Here is a 16,146-nt window from a genome sequence, read left to right on the forward strand (position 1 = left end):
ATCCACTCCTGAAAAAAGGAACGGGATTGCTTCGTCGCTCCTCGCAATGACGGCGGAAGACCTCACGCCTTCTCGAGCGCAGCGGTCAGGTCCTCGATCAGGTCGTCCTTGTGCTCCAGCCCCGCCGAAAAGCGGATGAAGCCTTCGCTGATTCCGAGTTCGGCGCGCGCTTCCGGCGTCAGGCGCTGATGCGTCGTGGTCGCCGGATGGGTGACGATGCTCTTGGAGTCGCCAAGGTTGTTGGAAATCCGCGCCAGCTTCAGCGCGTTCAGCGTGCGGAACGCCGCCGCCTTGCCGCCCTTGACCTCGAATCCGATCAGCGTCGAGCCGGCGCGCATCTGCTTCTTCACAATGTCCGCCTGTGGGTGATCGGCGCGGCCAGGATAAACCAGCCGCGAAATTTTTGGATGAACGGCCAGCGCATCCGCGATCGCAGCGGCGCTTTCGGTCTGCGCCTTCACACGGATGCTCAGTGTCTCAAGGCCCTTCAGCAGCACCCAGGCGTTGAATGGCGACATCGACGGGCCGGTCTGGCGCAGGAAGGTGTGGATGTGCTCCTGAATGAACGCATCCGACGACAGGATGACGCCGCCGAGGCAGCGGCCCTGACCGTCGATATGCTTGGTGGCTGAATAGACCACAACGTCGGCGCCGAGCGCGAGCGGGCTCTGCCAGATCGGCGTGGCGAACACATTGTCGACGATCAACCGCGCGCCGACGCTGTGCGCGATGTCCGCGACCGCGGCGATGTCCACAACATCGAGAGTCGGATTAGTCGGGCTTTCGAGGAAGCAAGACTTGGTGTTCGGCCGCACAGCCTTCTTCCACTGGTCGAGATCGTGGCCGTCCACCAATGTGGATTCAATGCCGTAACGCGGAAGCAGGTCTTCGACGACATAACGGCACGAGCCGAACAGCGCCTTCGCCGCAACCACATGATCGCCGGACTTCAGCGGCGCGAGAATGGCGGTGGTCACGGCCGCCATGCCGGTCGCGGTAGCGCGCGCGGCCTCCGCGCCCTCGAGTTCGATCATGCGCTGCTCGAACATCGAAACCGTCGGATTGGAGAACCGCGAATACAGGAATCCGGGGTCGGCGCCGGTGAAGCGCGCTTCGCACTGTTCGGCGCTGTCGTAAACAAAGCCCTGCGTCAGGAACAGGGCTTCCGAAGTCTCGCCATACTGCGAGCGCAGCGTGCCGGAATGCACGAGGCGGGTTTCAGGGCGGTAATTGCGGGTCGGGGACAGCGGCTTGCTTGAGGACGTATTGGCCGCGGGTGTTTTGGTCTCGGACATGTGGACTCCATCGTGACCATCTTGCGATGGGCACAAAAAAACCGGCCTGGAAAATCTTTCCACAAGCCGGGATCACACTGTCCCCGGCCTGTTTAGCGAGTTATTTAACGTGGCTGCAAGCCGGCCGGCTCAAATGACCACGGGATAAGTCATAGGCCTACTCCTGCATGGTCTTTCCGTCAAGCACCCCATCGGATAACCGATAAAATGCCTATTTTGCTGGATCAGCCGGTCACCGAGGACAAATCTGTGCCCTTCACCCTGCCAAGCGACGCGACAGGAATTCTGCCCGACCGCATGATCGCGGCGATGGCCGATGCCGGGCTGATCCTGCCCGAATATCCCTTTGTCGAAAGCCAGATTCAGCCGGCCAGCCTCGATCTGCGTCTTGGCAGCATGGCTTATCGCGTGCGTGCGAGTTTTCTGCCGGGGCCGGATATCACGGTGGCCGAACGCATCGACGAATTGAAACTGCACGAGATCGACCTGTCCGACGGCGCGGTGCTGGAAACCAACTGCGTCTATATCGTGCCGCTGCTGGAAAGCCTTGCGCTGCCGCCGAACATTCAGGCTGCCGCAAATCCGAAAAGCTCGACCGGCCGTCTCGACGTATTCACGCGCGTGATCGCCGACGGCACCCGGCGTTTCGACATGATCGCGCCGGGCTATCACGGACCGCTCTATGCCGAGATCAGTCCGAAGACATTTCCGGTGTTGCTGCGCGAGGGATCGCGTCTGTCGCAGATCCGTTTCCGCACGGGCCATCCGTTGCTCGATGGTGATGAACTCGAAGCGCTGCATGCCACTGAGCGTCTTGTCGACAGCGATGACGCCGATCTCACCGGCGGCGTTGCCGTGAGCGTCGATCTGTCCGGCGAAGGATCGGACGGCTTTGTCGGTTATCGCGCCAAGCGTCACACCGGCGTGGTCGATGTCGATCGCCGCGCGGGTTATGTCGTGAACGAGTTCTGGGAGCCGATCCGCGCCCGCGCGGATCGCAGCCTGATTCTCGATCCCGGCGAATTTTACATTCTCGCATCCAAGGAAGCGGTGCAGGTGCCGCCGGATTTCGCCGCGGAGATGGTGCCGTTCGATCCGCTGGTCGGTGAATTCCGCGTGCACTATGCGGGCTTTTTCGATCCCGGCTTCGGTTATGCGGGCGCGGGCGGGCAGGGCTCGCGCGCGGTGCTGGAAGTGCGCTCGCGCGAAGTGCCGTTCATTCTGGAGCACGGCCAGATCGTCGGGCGTCTTGTTTATGAGAAGATGCTGTCGCGTCCCGACGCGCTCTACGGTCAGCGCATCGCCTCCAACTATCAGGGGCAGGGCCTCAAGCTGTCGAAGCACTTCCGCGTCTGACCTATCGCCTTGCTGGGCGCGTCAGTTGTTTTGCGCGAGCCAGTCCAGAAATGCGGCAAGCTGCGGATTGCCGGCCTTCGCCTTCGGGTAAACCAGATAGAACGAGTTGCGTGTCTGCCGGACGTGTTTGAACGGCTGCACGAGGCGGCCCTGCGCCAGTTCGTCCGCCACCAGCGCCTCGATTCCCATCGCCACGCCGATATCGTCCAGCGCGGCCTGAAGCGCGATGGTCTGGTTTTCAAAGGTGATGCCGCGCGTGCTGTCGACACTCTTGGCGCCGGCTTCTTCGAGCCAGCGCGGCCAGTCCTCCGGGCGTGAGGTGGCGTGGATGAGCTGGTGATGGGCGAGATCGCGCGGATGCTTCAGCGGCATCCGGCTCTTCAGCCGCGCCGGACTGCAGATCGGAAACACCGTGATCGGGCACAGCTTCACCGATGCCAGACCTGGCCAGCGTCCGTTGCCGACCATCACCGCGGCATCGAAGGGATCACGGCTGAAGTCCACGCTGTCGAGCGAGGTGGTGAGCTGGATGTCGATCTCGGGATGCCGGTCATGGAAGCTGCGCCAGCGCGGAAGCAGCCAGCGGATCGCAAAACTCGGATAGGCGCAGATGGCGAGCGGCCGGCGGCGTTCCGGCGTTCGCGCCCGCTCTGTCGCGGTGGCGATCGTCTCCAGTGCGTTCTGGATGTCCTGCATGTAGGCGCGGCCTGCATCGGTCAGTTCGACCATGCGGTTGGTGCGCCGGAACAGCGGCGTGCCCAAATGAGTTTCGAGATTCTGGATCTGCCGGCTCACTGCGCCGGGCGTCACGCCGAGTTCGTCCGCAGCCTGCAGAAAACTCATCCGGCGAGCCGCGGCCTCGAACACCGGCAGGCTGGAAAGCGGCGGCAGTCGCCGGGCCATGGCGCGCTCCAATTGAGAAATTATCAACTGAAGCCTACCGAAATCTCGTTTGCCACGCCACCGGAAAGCTCTCACTTTGATGCAGGAACGGACGCGGCGCATAAGCCATGATCCCAAGCAGCAAAAAATCAGGAAACGCCCGGAGGGATTGCCCATGAACATGCCGCTCAAGGCGAGCGCCGCGCAGCTCATCGCGCCGGACACCACGGGCCAGAATTTCTATCGCAACGATCAGGCCTTGGCCGATCTATTGCAGATACATCTTCCCGCTGCGTTGTTCCGTCACATCGAGCCGCATCTTGATCGCCTCGGCGCGCTGGCGGGCGGTCCTCTCGACGAGTGCGCGCGTCTTGCCGACAAGCACGGGCCGGTGCTGCATCAGCGCGACCGCTTCGGCAACGACCGGCAGTGGATCGAATATCATCCCGCCTATCGCGAACTTGAACGGGCGGCTTACGGCGAGTTCGGCATCCATGCGATGTCGCATCGCAAGGGCATTCTCGGCTGGAGTGAGACGTATCCCGCGGTCGCCAAGCACGCCTTTACATTCCTTTTCAATCAGGCCGAGTTCGGCATGGGCTGTCCGATCAATGTCACCGATGGCGCGGCGCGGTTGTTGTCGCGCTTCGGCGACGACGCGCTGAAGGCCAAGTATCTCGACGGCCTGACGCAGACCGACATGGCGAAGCTGACCCAGGGCGGTCAGTTCATGACCGAGAAGGAAGGCGGCTCCGACGTCGGCAAGCTGACCACCACCGCCGTGCAAGAAAGCAATCACTGGCGGCTCACGGGCGAGAAATGGTTCTGCTCGAACGCCGATGCCAAGATGGTGATGCTGCTGGCGCGGCCGGAAGGCGCGGTCGGCGGCACGCAAGGCGTCGGCCTGTTCCTGATGCCGCGCGAACTCGATGACGGCTCGCCGAACCATTACCGCATCGTCCGTCTCAAGGACAAGCTCGGCACCCGCTCGATGGCGTCCGGGGAAATCAAGCTGGAGGGCGCAATCGCGTATTCGGTCGGCCGTCTCGATCGCGGCTTTGTGCAGATGGCCGAGATGGTCAACTGGTCGCGATTGTCCAATGGCGTGAAATCGGCTGCCTTGATGCGCCGCGCGCATCATGACGCGAATACGGTTGCCAACAATCGCGTCGTGTTCGGCCGCCGCATTGTCGACATGCCGCTGGCGCGCCGGCAGTTGATGAAAATCATGCTTGCGACCGAGCAGGCTGTCTCGATGAGCTTCATGACCGCTGACGCGCTGGATCGCGCCGAAGCCGGAAGCCAGGATGCGGCCGCGTTGTTGCGCGTGTTGACGCCGGTGCTGAAGTATCGCGCCACGCGCGATGCGAGGAAAGTCTGCGGCGAGGCGATGGAGATGCGCGGCGGCATTGGTTACATCGAGGAATTCGCGACGCCGCGCCTCTTGCGCGATGCGCATCTCGGCTCGATCTGGGAAGGCACCGGCAACATCGTGGCCATCGACACGCTCAAGCGCGCGGTGGGGCGCCATGGGGCCGAAGCTGCGCTCGGTGCCGATCTTCATGCCAGGATCGACGACATGCCCGGCGTTCCACAAGGATGGCGTGACCGGCTGCACGGCTTCACCGACAAGGCCATCGGTTTTGCGCGCGAGGTTGCGGGCCGCTCCGAGAACGAGGCTGAAGCCCGCCGCGCGACCAGCACGCTCTACCATGTCGCCAGCGCTGTAACCTTCGCCTGGGAGGCCAGCCGAATTCATTCGATGCGCGGCGATGCGCGACGGCTGCTGCTGTCAAAGCTCGTGGTCGATCATCGGCTGACCGCGCAGGACCCGTTCGCGACCCTGCCGGGCGCCGGGGATGGCGCGATTGCCGAGCGGCTGCTCGGCGACAGGCCGGTGTCCATGGCGGATGCCGCCGGAATGCTCGGTTAGGCCCCCTTCGGGCCGATGACTGGATGCCATGCGCAAGGCGCGCATTGCGGGTCGCCGGTTTGATGGTAAGGGTCGACGGAGGGCGGCTGACAGCAAAGAGACTGCCCCGTTGGGGAGTGCATGTCCGAGCTAGGAGTTGCCGAAATTCCTGTGGTGCAGGCGGAGGAACAGCCGCCGCTGCCGCCTATCAGGAGCCCCCAGAAAAACCCCCTGCTTGATGGCCCGATCCTGCCGACGCTGCTGAAGCTGGCGGCGCCCAATGTCGTCGCGCTCACCGCCGGAACCTGCGTTGCGATTGCCGAGACCTCCTATATCGGCCGCCTCGGCGTGGAGCCGCTGGCGGCGATGGCGCTGGTGTTCCCGTTCGTCATTCTGATGATGACCATGTCGGGCGGTGCGATGGGCGGCGGCGTCGCTTCCGCCATTGCCCGCGCGCTTGGCGCCGACGATACCGAACGCGCGGCTGCGCTGGCCGTCCATGCCCTGATGATCGGCGTATGCTTCGGCCTCACTTTCATGATCGGAATGCTGGTGTTCGGGCCATATCTGTTTGCCGCGTTGGGCGGCAGCGGCCGCGTCCTCAGCGAGGCGATCGGCTATGCGCAGATTTTTTTCGGCGGCGCGGTGCTGCCATGGATCATGAACACGCTGGCGGCGCTGCTGCGCGGCACCGGCAACATGAAGCTGCCGTCCGCGATCATCCTCAATTCGGCATTCTTCCAGATTCTGTTCGGCGGCGTGCTGGGGCTTGGCTTCGGACCTGTTCCGCAGTTCGGAATGCGCGGCGTCGCCGCCGGCACGTTGATGGCGTTCTCCATCGGCGCGGGAATCATGGCCTGGTATCTGCTGTCGGGGCGCAGCCGGGTCAAACTGTCGTTCAAGCAGGTCCGGTTTCAGCGCGCGATGTTCTATGACATCCTGCAGGTGGGCGCGATTGCGTGCTTCTCGCCGCTGCAGATCGTTCTGACCGTCACGATCTTCACGCACCTTCTGGCGAATTTCGGCACCGAGGTGCTGGCGGGCTATGGCATCGGCGCGCGGCTGGAATTCATGCTGACATCGCTCGCCTTCGCGGTCGGCATTGCGTCGGTGCCGATGATCGGAATGGCCATCGGTGCAGGGCGTGTCGCGCGGGCGCGCCGGATCGCCTGGACCACCGGCGGCGTCTCGTTTGTCGTGGTCGGTTGCTTCGGCAGTTTCTTTGCGATCTTCCCCGACATCTGGGTCAATCTCTTCACGGATAATGCGGCGGTGCGGGCCGCGAGCCGCGAATATCTGTCGATTGTCGGGCCGTTCCTGTCGTTCGTCGGGCTTGCGATTGCGGTCTATTTCTCCTCGCAGGGGGCCGCGCGTGTGCTCGGGCCGGTGCTGGCGCAGACTGCGCGTTTGATCTTTGTGATCGTCGGCGGATCGGTGCTGATGGCGCAAGGCGCCGGAAGCACACGATTCTTCTGGCTTGCGGCCTCATCCATGATGCTGCTCGGAATCCTCGCCGCCGCCGCCGTCCGCCTGACCAACTGGGGGCCGCGCGAAGCAGCCTCGCAATAGCGCGCCGTTAGTCGAGGACGCTGACCGGCCGCGACAGCGCCGCGCGCGCGAATTTCCTTGCATTGGCCGGTTTTCCGAACAGGAATCCCTGCGCCAGATCGAATCCCATCTCGTGCGCGGCAATCAGATCGGATCGCGTCTCGACACCCTTGGCGACGGTGCGCGCGCCGACCCGGTCCGCGAGTTCGAGAATACTGCGGCAGACGGTCTGCTTGAGGCGGTTGTCTGCGCAGCCGGTGACGTATTCCCGATCGACCTTGATCTCGACGAACGGAAAGCTCTTCAGCTCCGAAAGCGACGGCCAGTCGACCCCCAGATCGTCGATGGAGATCGCGATGTTGTGGAAGCGCATCCGTTTGGCGGCCTCGATGGCGAGATCGAGATTGCGGATGATCTCTGCGCCTTTCACTTCGACGATCAGTCCGCTGAAGGCCGGATGATCCGGAATCTGGCGGCACAACCGGCTGACCGACGCGGTGTCCTCCAGAAAGCCGATCGGCAGATTGATCGAAATGTCGACCGGGCCGTGCTGGCCAATGAAGTAATGCCAGTCCTCGAGCGCGCGCGTCACCACGAAGTCCGACAATCCCTTGAATTGGGGGTCCTTTGAATCCGGAATGAAGGATGCGGGCGGCACGACGCCCCATGCCGGATGGCGCATCCGGATCAGGGCTTCCGCGCCGCGCGGTGCAAGCGTGCGAACGTCGATCTTCTGTTGATACCAAAGCTCGAGCCAGCCCGCCTTGAGCGCCTCGGTGACGTCGACGGGCGGGCTCGGCGGCGCCTTCTGCGGCAGCAGCGGCACAACGCTGGCGCGCAGGCCGTCCGCGCTGAACGGCGTCGCCAGCGGCGGAAGCATCGCGATGCCGGTTTCTTCCCCGAGCTGATGCAACGCATTGACGATGATCGAATCCTTTGGGCCGATCAGCAACACCTTGCCGTCGAACATCCTGGTGACGAGGGTTCGCAGGATATTCCCGGCCTCCACACCGTCGCTCGGCATGCCGAGAACCACAAGATCGGGCAACTGATAGTCGAGCAGCGTGGGTAATTCCGCCGCGGTTGCGCATTCGCCGGTGATGAATCCCAATTCATCCAGAGCTTCACTCAGGAACGTGCGAATGTGCCGTTTCGGATCGACGATACATGCGCGAGGCGCCAGTTTGCGCTGTCCGAATGTCGCAACTGCCTCGATTTCAGCAGCTTTGAAACCCCTCATCAGAATCACCTCCGTTGTCCCCGAGGCGGAAGTGATAGCGTTATGCAGTGGTCACAAATGTGGAATTATTGAATCATCCACCTGAGGTGTTGGGTAAGGTTAAGGGAGACAATGCAATTCAATATTGCCCGGCTTTTTATGTGATTTGCCCGCATCGGGCCTGAGGATGAAACAGATCACGCCGCGTTGTGAGCGCGGCGTGATGGTCAGGTGCAAGAATGTTCGCGACCGCGAGGGCTCAAGTGCCTCCGAGTTTCTTTTTCATCGCGTCGATCCCGAGATCCATCTGTGCGCTGATGTAGGGCGCGATGTCGTGCGGCATGACGTCGATGGTCCAGAGAAATCTCGTTGGCTTGTCGCCGTCCCCGGCGATTTGAACCACGGCGTTGTAATGCCTGATGCGTTCGTTCGTGATGGCGTAAACCAGCCGCCGCCGCGCATCGTCGCAATCCACCAGAACTTCGCGCGCCGTTACGCCGCTTGCAAATGTCACGATGCGCGCATCATCGTCCATTTTTGCATCGGTGACGAAGCCGGGCGCGAGACGGGTGTGCACCGCGCCGAAATCGCGAACCGCGTCCCAGACGGCATCGGCGGAGGTCGCCAGAACCATCTCCTTGTGAATTGATGCCATTACGGCCTCCCGTCTCTGCGATGACAGTCAGGTGCACACAGCCTCGATATTGTTGCCGTCCGGATCAATCAGGAACGCCGCGTAGTAGGTCGGGCTGTAATCCGCGCGCGGTCCGGCGCCGCCATTGTCGCGACCGCCGGCTTTCAGTCCCGCGGCATGGAATGCCTTGATGGCATCATGGTCGCTCGCGCTGAACGCCACATGAGCGCCGGAGCCTTCTGGCTCTTTCGACAGATGCAGCCACAGCGCCGGTGCGCCTTTCGGGCCGAATCCCGCGCCGCTGTCGTCCCGCGAGCACAGAACATGACCGAGCGGTGCAAGGACGGCGGTGTAGAACTTGATGCTGGCGTCGAGGTTTCTGACTTTCAGGCCGATATGATCGTACATGGGTGCTCTCCGTTGCGATGGAGATCACCTTAGGGCCGCCACCTTGAGCCGATCTTGGAAAATCTTGCGGTCGCCGCGCGCAGCCTCGCGGAAGCGGCGGGGCGAGACACCGGCGGCGCGATGGAACGTCCGCACGAAGTTCGACAGATCGCCGAAGCCGACATCGAATGCGACCGAGGTGATCGGCCGCGTGTCGTCGGCAAGAAGTTTCGCGGCGCGGCGCAGGCGCGCGCGAACCAGATACTGATGCGGCGTCACGCCAAGCACATTCGAGAACAGCCGTAGGAAGTGAAACGGGCTAATGCCGGCGGCTTTTGCAGTCGATTCCAGGTCAATGGTGCGGTCGGCATGGGCGTCGATCCACAGCGCGCTCTCGACCGCGCGGCGGCGGTCGCGTGCTGTCGCGCGGATGGCCTTCTGCGGTTTTCCCGATGTGGTCTCGATAAAGCGATTGACGAACAGCATCGCCGCCTCGTCGATCCCGATGTCGCTATCGCCCTTTCCGGCCGCCTGCGCCAGTTCGCCATAGACCATGAGTTCCGGCGTCGGCGGCACGCAGGCGATCCGCAAGGCGTTGTCGCGCAGGCCGATAGTGTCCGCAAGCGCCGGCGATAACTGGAACGACAGGCACTCATCGCCACAAATGTGATGCGGATGCGAGCAGGTGTATTCGTCGCCGGCATGGCCCACCATCACGGCGCCCGCAACCAGTTCGTGGAAACGCCCGCGGGTGTCGTAACCGAAGCTGCCCTTGCGGACGTAGGACAACGAATGGCGCGCGTGCTGTTCGGCAAACGGCTTGTCATCCGGTCCCATGGTGCACCGGTAGTCGAACACGCACAGCGATGCGCTTTCCAGCAGCGTGGTCTTCATGACGCGATGTTATCCCCGCCGCCGCCGCGGGGCAATCGACAGGCCAGGGTCGAACAGCATCGGGGCATCGCCGGATGCGCCGGCTGTTTTCGCGCGCTCGATGGTCAACATCCTGAACTTGGTGGTGACGCCGCCATTGGCGGAAAAGCCGCCGGTCTTGCCGTTCGCTGCCAGCACCCGATGACAGGGGATCACAATCGGGAGCGGGTTTTCACCCAGCGCCTTGCCCACGGCGCGCGACCGCAGCTTGTCGCCGAGCCGGGCGGCGATCTCGCCATAGGTCATCGTTTCGCCCGGCGGGATCGTGCGAGCGATGTCATAGACGCTGCGGTTGAAGGCGGGCAGATGATCCGTATCGAGCGCAATGAAGGACAGGTCGGTCGCTTTGCCGTCCAGCAGGCCGGTCATCGCGGCGCATGCGCGCCGCACCTCTTCCGGCGGCGCCGTTTCACGCGCGCCGGGCGCCTTCTGCAGCAGGCGCGCGCGGGTTCGCGCGTCGTCACCCTCCGGCAGTTGCACGCCGAGAAGGCCGCGCTCGCCCCAGGCGACGCCGCAGCGCCCGATGGCCGTATCGAACAAGGCAAGACCCGTCATCATCCTGCGTCCCAGACTGTCATAGGCGCGATTCCCGCAACTTGGAGAATCTTGCGCTTTTGGCGTCCCTGCGCCACCCGAAACCTGTGGCGGCTGCCATCTTGCGGCGGGATGCCGGGTATGGCTAAGGTCGGGCCTGCGCGGGCGTAGTTCAATGGTAGAACGGCAGCTTCCCAAGCTGCATACGAGGGTTCGATTCCCTTCGCCCGCTCCAGTTTTCCCGGAAAAATCCCAAATCCCAAATCCAAGAGGCCCGATGTCACAGCCCCGCCTGTTCACGCCTATTACCCTGCGCAGCGTCACATCGAAGAACCGGATCGTGATTTCGCCGATGTGCCAGTATTCGGCCGAAGAGGGCATGGCGAATGACTGGCATCTGGTTCATCTCGGCAAGTTCGCACAGGGTGGCGCCGGCATCGTGATGACGGAAGCTGCGGCGGTCACAGCGGAAGGGCGCATTACCCATGGCGACCTGGGCCTGTGGCAGGACGGACAGATCGCGCCGCTCAAGCGCATCACGGCGTTTCTGCGCGCCAACGGATCGGTGCCAGCGATTCAACTGGCCCATGCCGGGCGCAAGGCCAGCATGCAGCGGCCGTGGTATGGCAACGCCGCGCTGACCGCCGACGACGTTGCGCGCGGCGACAAGCCGTGGGCCATCGTCGCGCCGAGCGCGATCCCGATGGATGACGGCTGGCTGATGCCGCACGAATTGACCCTGAAGGATTTGGAGAGACTGCGCGAGGATTGGCGTCAGGCGGCGCTGCGCGCGGTGGAAGCGAATTTCGACGTGCTCGAAATTCATTGCGCCCATGGCTACCTGCTGCATGAATTCCTGTCGCCGCTCTCCAACCACCGCACCGATGCCTATGGCGGCCACTGCGCCGGGCGCATGAAGCATCCGCTCGAGATCATCGAAACCGTGCGCGCGGTGTGGCCGGCTGACCGTCCGCTGTTCGTGCGCATCTCCTCCGTGGACGGGATCGACGGCGGTATTGATATCGCCGACTCGGTGGCCTTCGTGAATGAAGCGAAAGCGCGGGGCGCGGACGTCATCGACTGCTCGTCCGGCGGCCTGATGGGATCCGCGACCGCGGCACGGATTCCGCGCGGTTACAGCTTTCAGGTGCCGTTCGCCGAGCAAATCCGCCGCGAGGCTCATGTCAAGACCATGGCGGTCGGTCTCATCCTGCATCCGCAGCAGGCGGAAGATATTCTGGCCGAGGACAGGACCGATCTGATCGCGGTGGGACGCGAGGCGCTGTTCGATCCGAACTGGCCGCTTCATGCCGAACTGGCTTTGAGTGAAACCAAGGGCGAGATCGGCGACGGCACCTTCGCGTCATGGCCGAAGCAATATGGCTGGTGGCTGGAACGGCGCGAGCCGGGCCTGCGCAGGCTCGACGGGCCGGCATTGCCATTCCGAAAGGTTTGAGCGACCTTCTGGTCAGTCAGACCGGGCGGCATCGACATGACGAGATCCATTTGCGTGGCAGGCGCGGGCAGCATCGGCTGTTTTGTCGGCGGCATGTTGCGGGTCGGGGGCCATCCGGTGTCGCTGCTGGCACGTCCGCGTGTGATCGACGATATCAACCGCAACGGGCTGAAGGTCACCAGCTTTGAGGGCATCGAACATCGGCTGACTCCCGCCGAGATTGCGTTGTCCGAGGACCCTGCGATCTTCAATGACGCGGATATCATTCTTGTCACGGTGAAGAGCGACGACACCGCCGCAGTTGCGGACCAGATCGCGCAGCACGCGCGGCAGGACGCCATCATCATCAGCCTTCAAAACGGCATCGGCAATGTTCCGGTGCTGCGCGAGACGCTGCCGGAGCACGACGTGCTTGCGGGCATGGTGCCGTTCAATGTGCTCTCGATGGGCGAGGGGCATTTCCACCGTGCCACCTCCGGCGACATCCTGCTCGAGACAGACGACGCCGAAACGGCGAAGTCGCTGTCGCAGCCTGAACTCAGGTTTCGCGCGGTCGATGACATCGAGGGCGTGCAGTGGGGCAAGCTGCTGGTCAATCTGAACAACGCGCTTAATGCGCTGTCGGGTCTGCCGCTGCGCGATCAACTGGCGCAGCGCTCCTGGCGTGTGCTGTTCGCGGACCAGATGCGTGAAGCGCTGACGGTGATCAAGGCCGAAGGCATCGCGCCGGTCTCGACCACGCCTTTGCCTGCGTCGGTCACGCCGTTCATTCTCAAGCTGCCCGATGCGCTGTTCACGCGCATTGCCGCGTCCATGGTGAAAATCGACCCGAAAGCCCGCTCCTCCATGTGGGAAGATCTGCAGCGGGGCCGCCGCACCGAGATCGGCCATCTGCAGGGCGTGATCGTGACGCTCGCCAAACGTCACGGATTGCCGTCGCCCCTCTCGGAACGGATCGTCGCGCTGATCCGCAAGGCGGAGGAGGCGGGCAAGGGATCGCCGGGCCTGAGTGCGGAACAGGTCCGGTCCGGCTAATTTCGCTTTGCACAGGCTGGCGAAGATGCCCGATGAGGATTACATTAGCGACGTTGATGCAAGCGCCGGGTGACGCCCGCAAATGTCTTGCCCGCGAGCCCCGGTGGACCAGCAACGTCTGGAGGCTCTCATGCATGCGGACACAATCAATCTGAAACCTCATCGTCTTGTCGCCAGCGATCGCGTCGAAGGCACGCGGGTCTTCAACGCTGACGGACGTAAAATCGGAAGTATCAAGCGGCTGATGATCGACAAGGTCAGCGGCAACGTCGCTTATGCCGTTCTGTGCTTCGGCGGTTTCCTTGGCGTGGGCGAAGACTATCGCCCGCTGCCGTGGGCCAGCATGAAATACAATCCCGCGATCGAAGCCTACGAACTCCTGACCCTGATGACCGACGAGGAGCTTTCCAAGGCGCCGTCGTTCGGCACCGACAAGGAATTCGACTGGGGCAACCGCGTGCGCGAAGTCGACGCCTACTGGATCGGCTTCTGACGCAGGCGGAGCCGGGTTGTCACACGCGGCACCGCCGCGGTTACAACACTGCCTTCGCCGCCGCGCGCCCGGCGTTGCGGCCCGAGAACAGGCAGCCGCCAAGGAACGTGCCTTCCAGCGCGCGATAGCCATGTACGCCGCCGCCGCCGAAGCCTGCGGCTTCGCCGACCGCATAAAGTCCGGGGATGATATTGCCGTCATTGCCGAACACCCGCGCATCGAGATCGGTTTCGAAGCCGCCGAGTGTCTTGCGGGTCAGGATGTTGAGCTTCACCGCGATCAGCGGGCCGTGGGCCGGATCGAGGATTTTGTGCGGTTTGGCGGTGCGGATCAGCTTGTCGCCGATATAGCGCCGCGCATTGTGAATGCCCATTACCTGGGTATCCTTCACATACGGATTGTCGATCTCCCGGTCGCGCGCCTCGATCTGCGTGCGGATGAAAGCGGGATCGAGCAGGTTGGAGCCGCCGAGCTTGTTCATGGCGGCCACAAGGTCTTCGAGATTGTCGCGGACGATGAAGTCGGCGCCCTTGTTCTTGAAGGCCTCGACCGGCTCGGGGCCGCCCTTGGCGCCGGCGCGGCGGATCACCTGCCGCCAGCTCTTGCCGGTGATGTCCGGATTCTGCTCGGAGCCGGAGAGACCAAACTCCTTCTTGATGATGCTCTGGGTCAGGATGAACCAGGAATAGTCGTAGCCCGTGCGCATGATGTATTCGAGCTGGCCGAGCGTGTCGTAGCCGGGATAGAGCGGCGAGGGCAGGCGCTTGCCGGTGGCGTCGAACCACATCGACGACGGGCCGGGCAGAATGCGGATGCCATGACCCGGCCAGATCGGCGCCCAGTTGCGGACGCCTTCGACGTAATGCCACATGCGGTCGCGGTTGATGAGGCGCGCGCCCGCGGCTTCAGTGATGCCGATCATGCGTCCGTCCACATGGGCGGGAACGCCGGCGACCATGAACTTCGGTGGCGCACCAAGACGCTTCGGCCAGTTCTCGCGGACCAGATCGTGGTTGCCGCCGATGCCGCCGGAGGCGACGATCACGGCCTGCGCCTTGAGCGAAAAATCGCCGGTCTCGACACGGGAGGAGCTTTCGCCGCGCGCCTCGGAAGACGGTTCGAGCAGCTTGCCGCTGACGCCGGTGGCCGCGCCGTTCGTCATGTCGAGGGCATCGACCCGATGCCGGAACTTGAAGGTGATGCGGCCGGTTTTTGCATGTTCCCGCGCGCGGCGCTCGAACGGTTCAACCACACCGGGGCCGGTGCCCCAGGTGATGTGAAAGCGCGGCACCGAGTTACCATGGCCCATGGCATCGTAGCCGCCGCGCTCGGCCCAGCCGACCACCGGAAACAGCCGGTGGCCCATCGCCTGCAGCCAGCCGCGTTTCTCACCGGCGGCGAAGGCGACATAGGCTTCCGCCCATTTCTTCGGCCAGTGATCTTCCTCGCGGTCGAAACCAGCCGTTCCCATCCAGTCCTGTAATGCCAGATCGTGGGAATCCTTGATGCCGAGCCGCCGCTGTTCCGGGGTGTCGACGAGGAACAGACCGCCGAGCGACCAGAACGCCTGCCCGCCAAGGTTCTGCTCACCTTCCTGATCGACAACGATGACACGCCTGCCGGCGTCGGCCAGTTCGGTCGCGGCCACAAGGCCCGCGAGGCCGGCTCCGACAACAATGACGTCCGCATCGTTCGACATTTTGTTCCCTCCACCCTGCGGGAATAGAAGCGCGGCGCGCGAAGCCGGGTCAACGGAAATCGCGGCGGAGGATTCTGGACCAGTGGTTCAATGAACCATATCGCGCTGTTCCAATTCGGGATCGACCGGTGCAAGTGCAGCAAGCCAGCAACACTACGGCAGAATCCATTCGCGCGTCGCAAGGCGAACTGGACAAAAAACCAGACTCGCAACACGCTGACATTGCCCCGATTGAGACAGGCAGGGGGCGACGGGGCCGGCAATGAAGATTGTGACGGGGTTACTTGCGGCAGTCCTTCTCCTTTTGGGAGTCGGAGCGAGCCAGGCTGTGGTCCGGATTTCCGATGACCGCGGCGGCCGCATCGGGACCTATGTCGACAAGTATCAAAGCCTCAAGGGCTCCGGAGAGACGGTGGTGATCGACGGGCTGTGCGCATCGGCCTGCACCATCGTGCTGGGCGCTGTTCCGCATGACAAGATTTGCGTCACTTCGCGCGCCAGCCTTGGCTTTCACGCGGCGTGGGATTTTGGCGCGGGCGGCCGGCCGGTGACCAACCGCGAAGCAACCCGGATGCTCTATGAGATGTATCCGTCGTCGATCCGGAGCTGGATTTCCCGGCGTGGCGGGCTGAAACCCCGCATGATCTTCCTGCGCGGCCGCGAGCTCGCGAGCATGTACCGCCCGTGCTATATGGACGCACAGGCGTCCGCGCACCTGCGCTAGCCGAAAAGCCGCGATTTACCCGAGATTTGCTCGCCGTCA

15 protein-coding genes, 1 tRNA gene and 1 riboswitch are annotated in these 16,146 nt (G+C 63.4%); of the genes, 8 read left to right on the top strand and 8 right to left on the bottom strand.

Going from position 1 to position 16,146, the window contains the following annotated elements:
• Window positions 1–62 precede the first annotated feature (62 nt).
• Entirely contained in the window at window positions 63–1,295 is a 1,233-nt protein-coding gene (locus HMPREF9696_RS16745) for an O-succinylhomoserine sulfhydrylase (RefSeq protein ID WP_002714226.1), read from the bottom strand.
• A gap of 71 nt (window positions 1,296–1,366) precedes the next feature.
• Window positions 1,367–1,446: riboswitch (SAM riboswitch) on the bottom strand.
• A 56-nt stretch (window positions 1,447–1,502) separates the two neighbouring features.
• Between HMPREF9696_RS16745 and HMPREF9696_RS16750 the strand changes: the two genes are divergently transcribed.
• On the top strand, window positions 1,503–2,651 hold the full coding sequence (locus tag HMPREF9696_RS16750) for a 2'-deoxycytidine 5'-triphosphate deaminase (protein ID WP_002714227.1): 1,149 nt from the start codon (window positions 1,503–1,505) through the stop codon (window positions 2,649–2,651).
• Between the two features lie 21 nt (window positions 2,652–2,672).
• Here HMPREF9696_RS16750 and gcvA read toward each other — a convergent pair whose 3' ends face one another.
• Complete coding sequence (gene gcvA / locus HMPREF9696_RS16755) at window positions 2,673–3,554, bottom strand: transcriptional regulator GcvA (protein WP_002714228.1); 882 nt, start codon at window positions 3,552–3,554, stop codon at window positions 2,673–2,675.
• Between the two features lie 154 nt (window positions 3,555–3,708).
• Here gcvA and HMPREF9696_RS16760 point away from each other — a divergent pair, with 154 nt between their 5' ends.
• Both HMPREF9696_RS16760 and HMPREF9696_RS16765 read left to right on the top strand, forming a co-directional pair.
• Window positions 3,709–5,466, top strand: a complete 1,758-nt coding sequence (locus tag HMPREF9696_RS16760; protein ID WP_002714229.1) for an acyl-CoA dehydrogenase family protein — start codon at window positions 3,709–3,711, stop codon at window positions 5,464–5,466.
• Window positions 5,467–5,586: 120 nt separating this feature from the next.
• Complete coding sequence (locus tag HMPREF9696_RS16765) at window positions 5,587–7,014, top strand: MATE family efflux transporter (RefSeq protein ID WP_002714230.1); 1,428 nt, start codon at window positions 5,587–5,589, stop codon at window positions 7,012–7,014.
• Window positions 7,015–7,021: 7 nt separating this feature from the next.
• Here HMPREF9696_RS16765 and HMPREF9696_RS16770 read toward each other — a convergent pair whose 3' ends face one another.
• From HMPREF9696_RS16770 to HMPREF9696_RS16790, 5 genes are all read right to left on the bottom strand, one after another.
• A complete protein-coding gene (locus tag HMPREF9696_RS16770) occupies window positions 7,022–8,233 on the bottom strand; it encodes an EAL domain-containing response regulator (protein WP_002714231.1) in 1,212 nt (403 codons plus the stop codon).
• Window positions 8,234–8,471: 238 nt separating this feature from the next.
• On the bottom strand, window positions 8,472–8,867 hold the full coding sequence (locus HMPREF9696_RS16775) for an SRPBCC family protein (RefSeq protein WP_002714232.1): 396 nt from the start codon (window positions 8,865–8,867) through the stop codon (window positions 8,472–8,474).
• Between the two features lie 27 nt (window positions 8,868–8,894).
• Window positions 8,895–9,254 carry a VOC family protein gene (locus HMPREF9696_RS16780; RefSeq protein WP_002714233.1) on the bottom strand — a complete coding sequence of 120 codons (360 nt, stop codon included), beginning with the start codon at window positions 9,252–9,254 and terminating at the stop codon, window positions 8,895–8,897.
• Between the two features lie 24 nt (window positions 9,255–9,278).
• Entirely contained in the window at window positions 9,279–10,127 is an 849-nt protein-coding gene (locus HMPREF9696_RS16785) for a helix-turn-helix transcriptional regulator (protein ID WP_002714234.1), read from the bottom strand.
• A 9-nt stretch (window positions 10,128–10,136) separates the two neighbouring features.
• Entirely contained in the window at window positions 10,137–10,724 is a 588-nt protein-coding gene (locus HMPREF9696_RS16790; protein WP_002714235.1) for a methylated-DNA--[protein]-cysteine S-methyltransferase, read from the bottom strand.
• A 137-nt stretch (window positions 10,725–10,861) separates the two neighbouring features.
• Between HMPREF9696_RS16790 and HMPREF9696_RS16795 the strand changes: the two genes are divergently transcribed.
• From HMPREF9696_RS16795 to HMPREF9696_RS16810, 4 genes are all read left to right on the top strand, one after another.
• A tRNA-Gly gene (locus tag HMPREF9696_RS16795) sits at window positions 10,862–10,935 on the top strand.
• Window positions 10,936–10,977: 42 nt separating this feature from the next.
• Window positions 10,978–12,156, top strand: a complete 1,179-nt coding sequence (locus tag HMPREF9696_RS16800; protein WP_002714236.1) for an NADH:flavin oxidoreductase/NADH oxidase — start codon at window positions 10,978–10,980, stop codon at window positions 12,154–12,156.
• Window positions 12,157–12,192: 36 nt separating this feature from the next.
• Entirely contained in the window at window positions 12,193–13,191 is a 999-nt protein-coding gene (locus HMPREF9696_RS16805) for a 2-dehydropantoate 2-reductase (RefSeq protein WP_002714237.1), read from the top strand.
• A gap of 130 nt (window positions 13,192–13,321) precedes the next feature.
• Window positions 13,322–13,684, top strand: a complete 363-nt coding sequence (locus tag HMPREF9696_RS16810) for a PRC-barrel domain-containing protein (protein ID WP_002714238.1) — start codon at window positions 13,322–13,324, stop codon at window positions 13,682–13,684.
• A gap of 40 nt (window positions 13,685–13,724) precedes the next feature.
• Here HMPREF9696_RS16810 and HMPREF9696_RS16815 read toward each other — a convergent pair whose 3' ends face one another.
• A complete protein-coding gene (locus tag HMPREF9696_RS16815; RefSeq protein ID WP_002714239.1) occupies window positions 13,725–15,383 on the bottom strand; it encodes an FAD-binding dehydrogenase in 1,659 nt (552 codons plus the stop codon).
• A gap of 262 nt (window positions 15,384–15,645) precedes the next feature.
• Here HMPREF9696_RS16815 and HMPREF9696_RS16820 point away from each other — a divergent pair, with 262 nt between their 5' ends.
• Window positions 15,646–16,107 carry a hypothetical protein gene (locus tag HMPREF9696_RS16820; RefSeq protein WP_002714240.1) on the top strand — a complete coding sequence of 154 codons (462 nt, stop codon included), beginning with the start codon at window positions 15,646–15,648 and terminating at the stop codon, window positions 16,105–16,107.
• Window positions 16,108–16,146: the final 39 nt, after the last annotated feature.

Origin of the sequence: Afipia clevelandensis ATCC 49720, from assembly GCF_000336555.1 — a bacterium.
GTDB classification, from domain to species: Bacteria; Pseudomonadota; Alphaproteobacteria; order Rhizobiales; family Xanthobacteraceae; genus Afipia; species Afipia clevelandensis.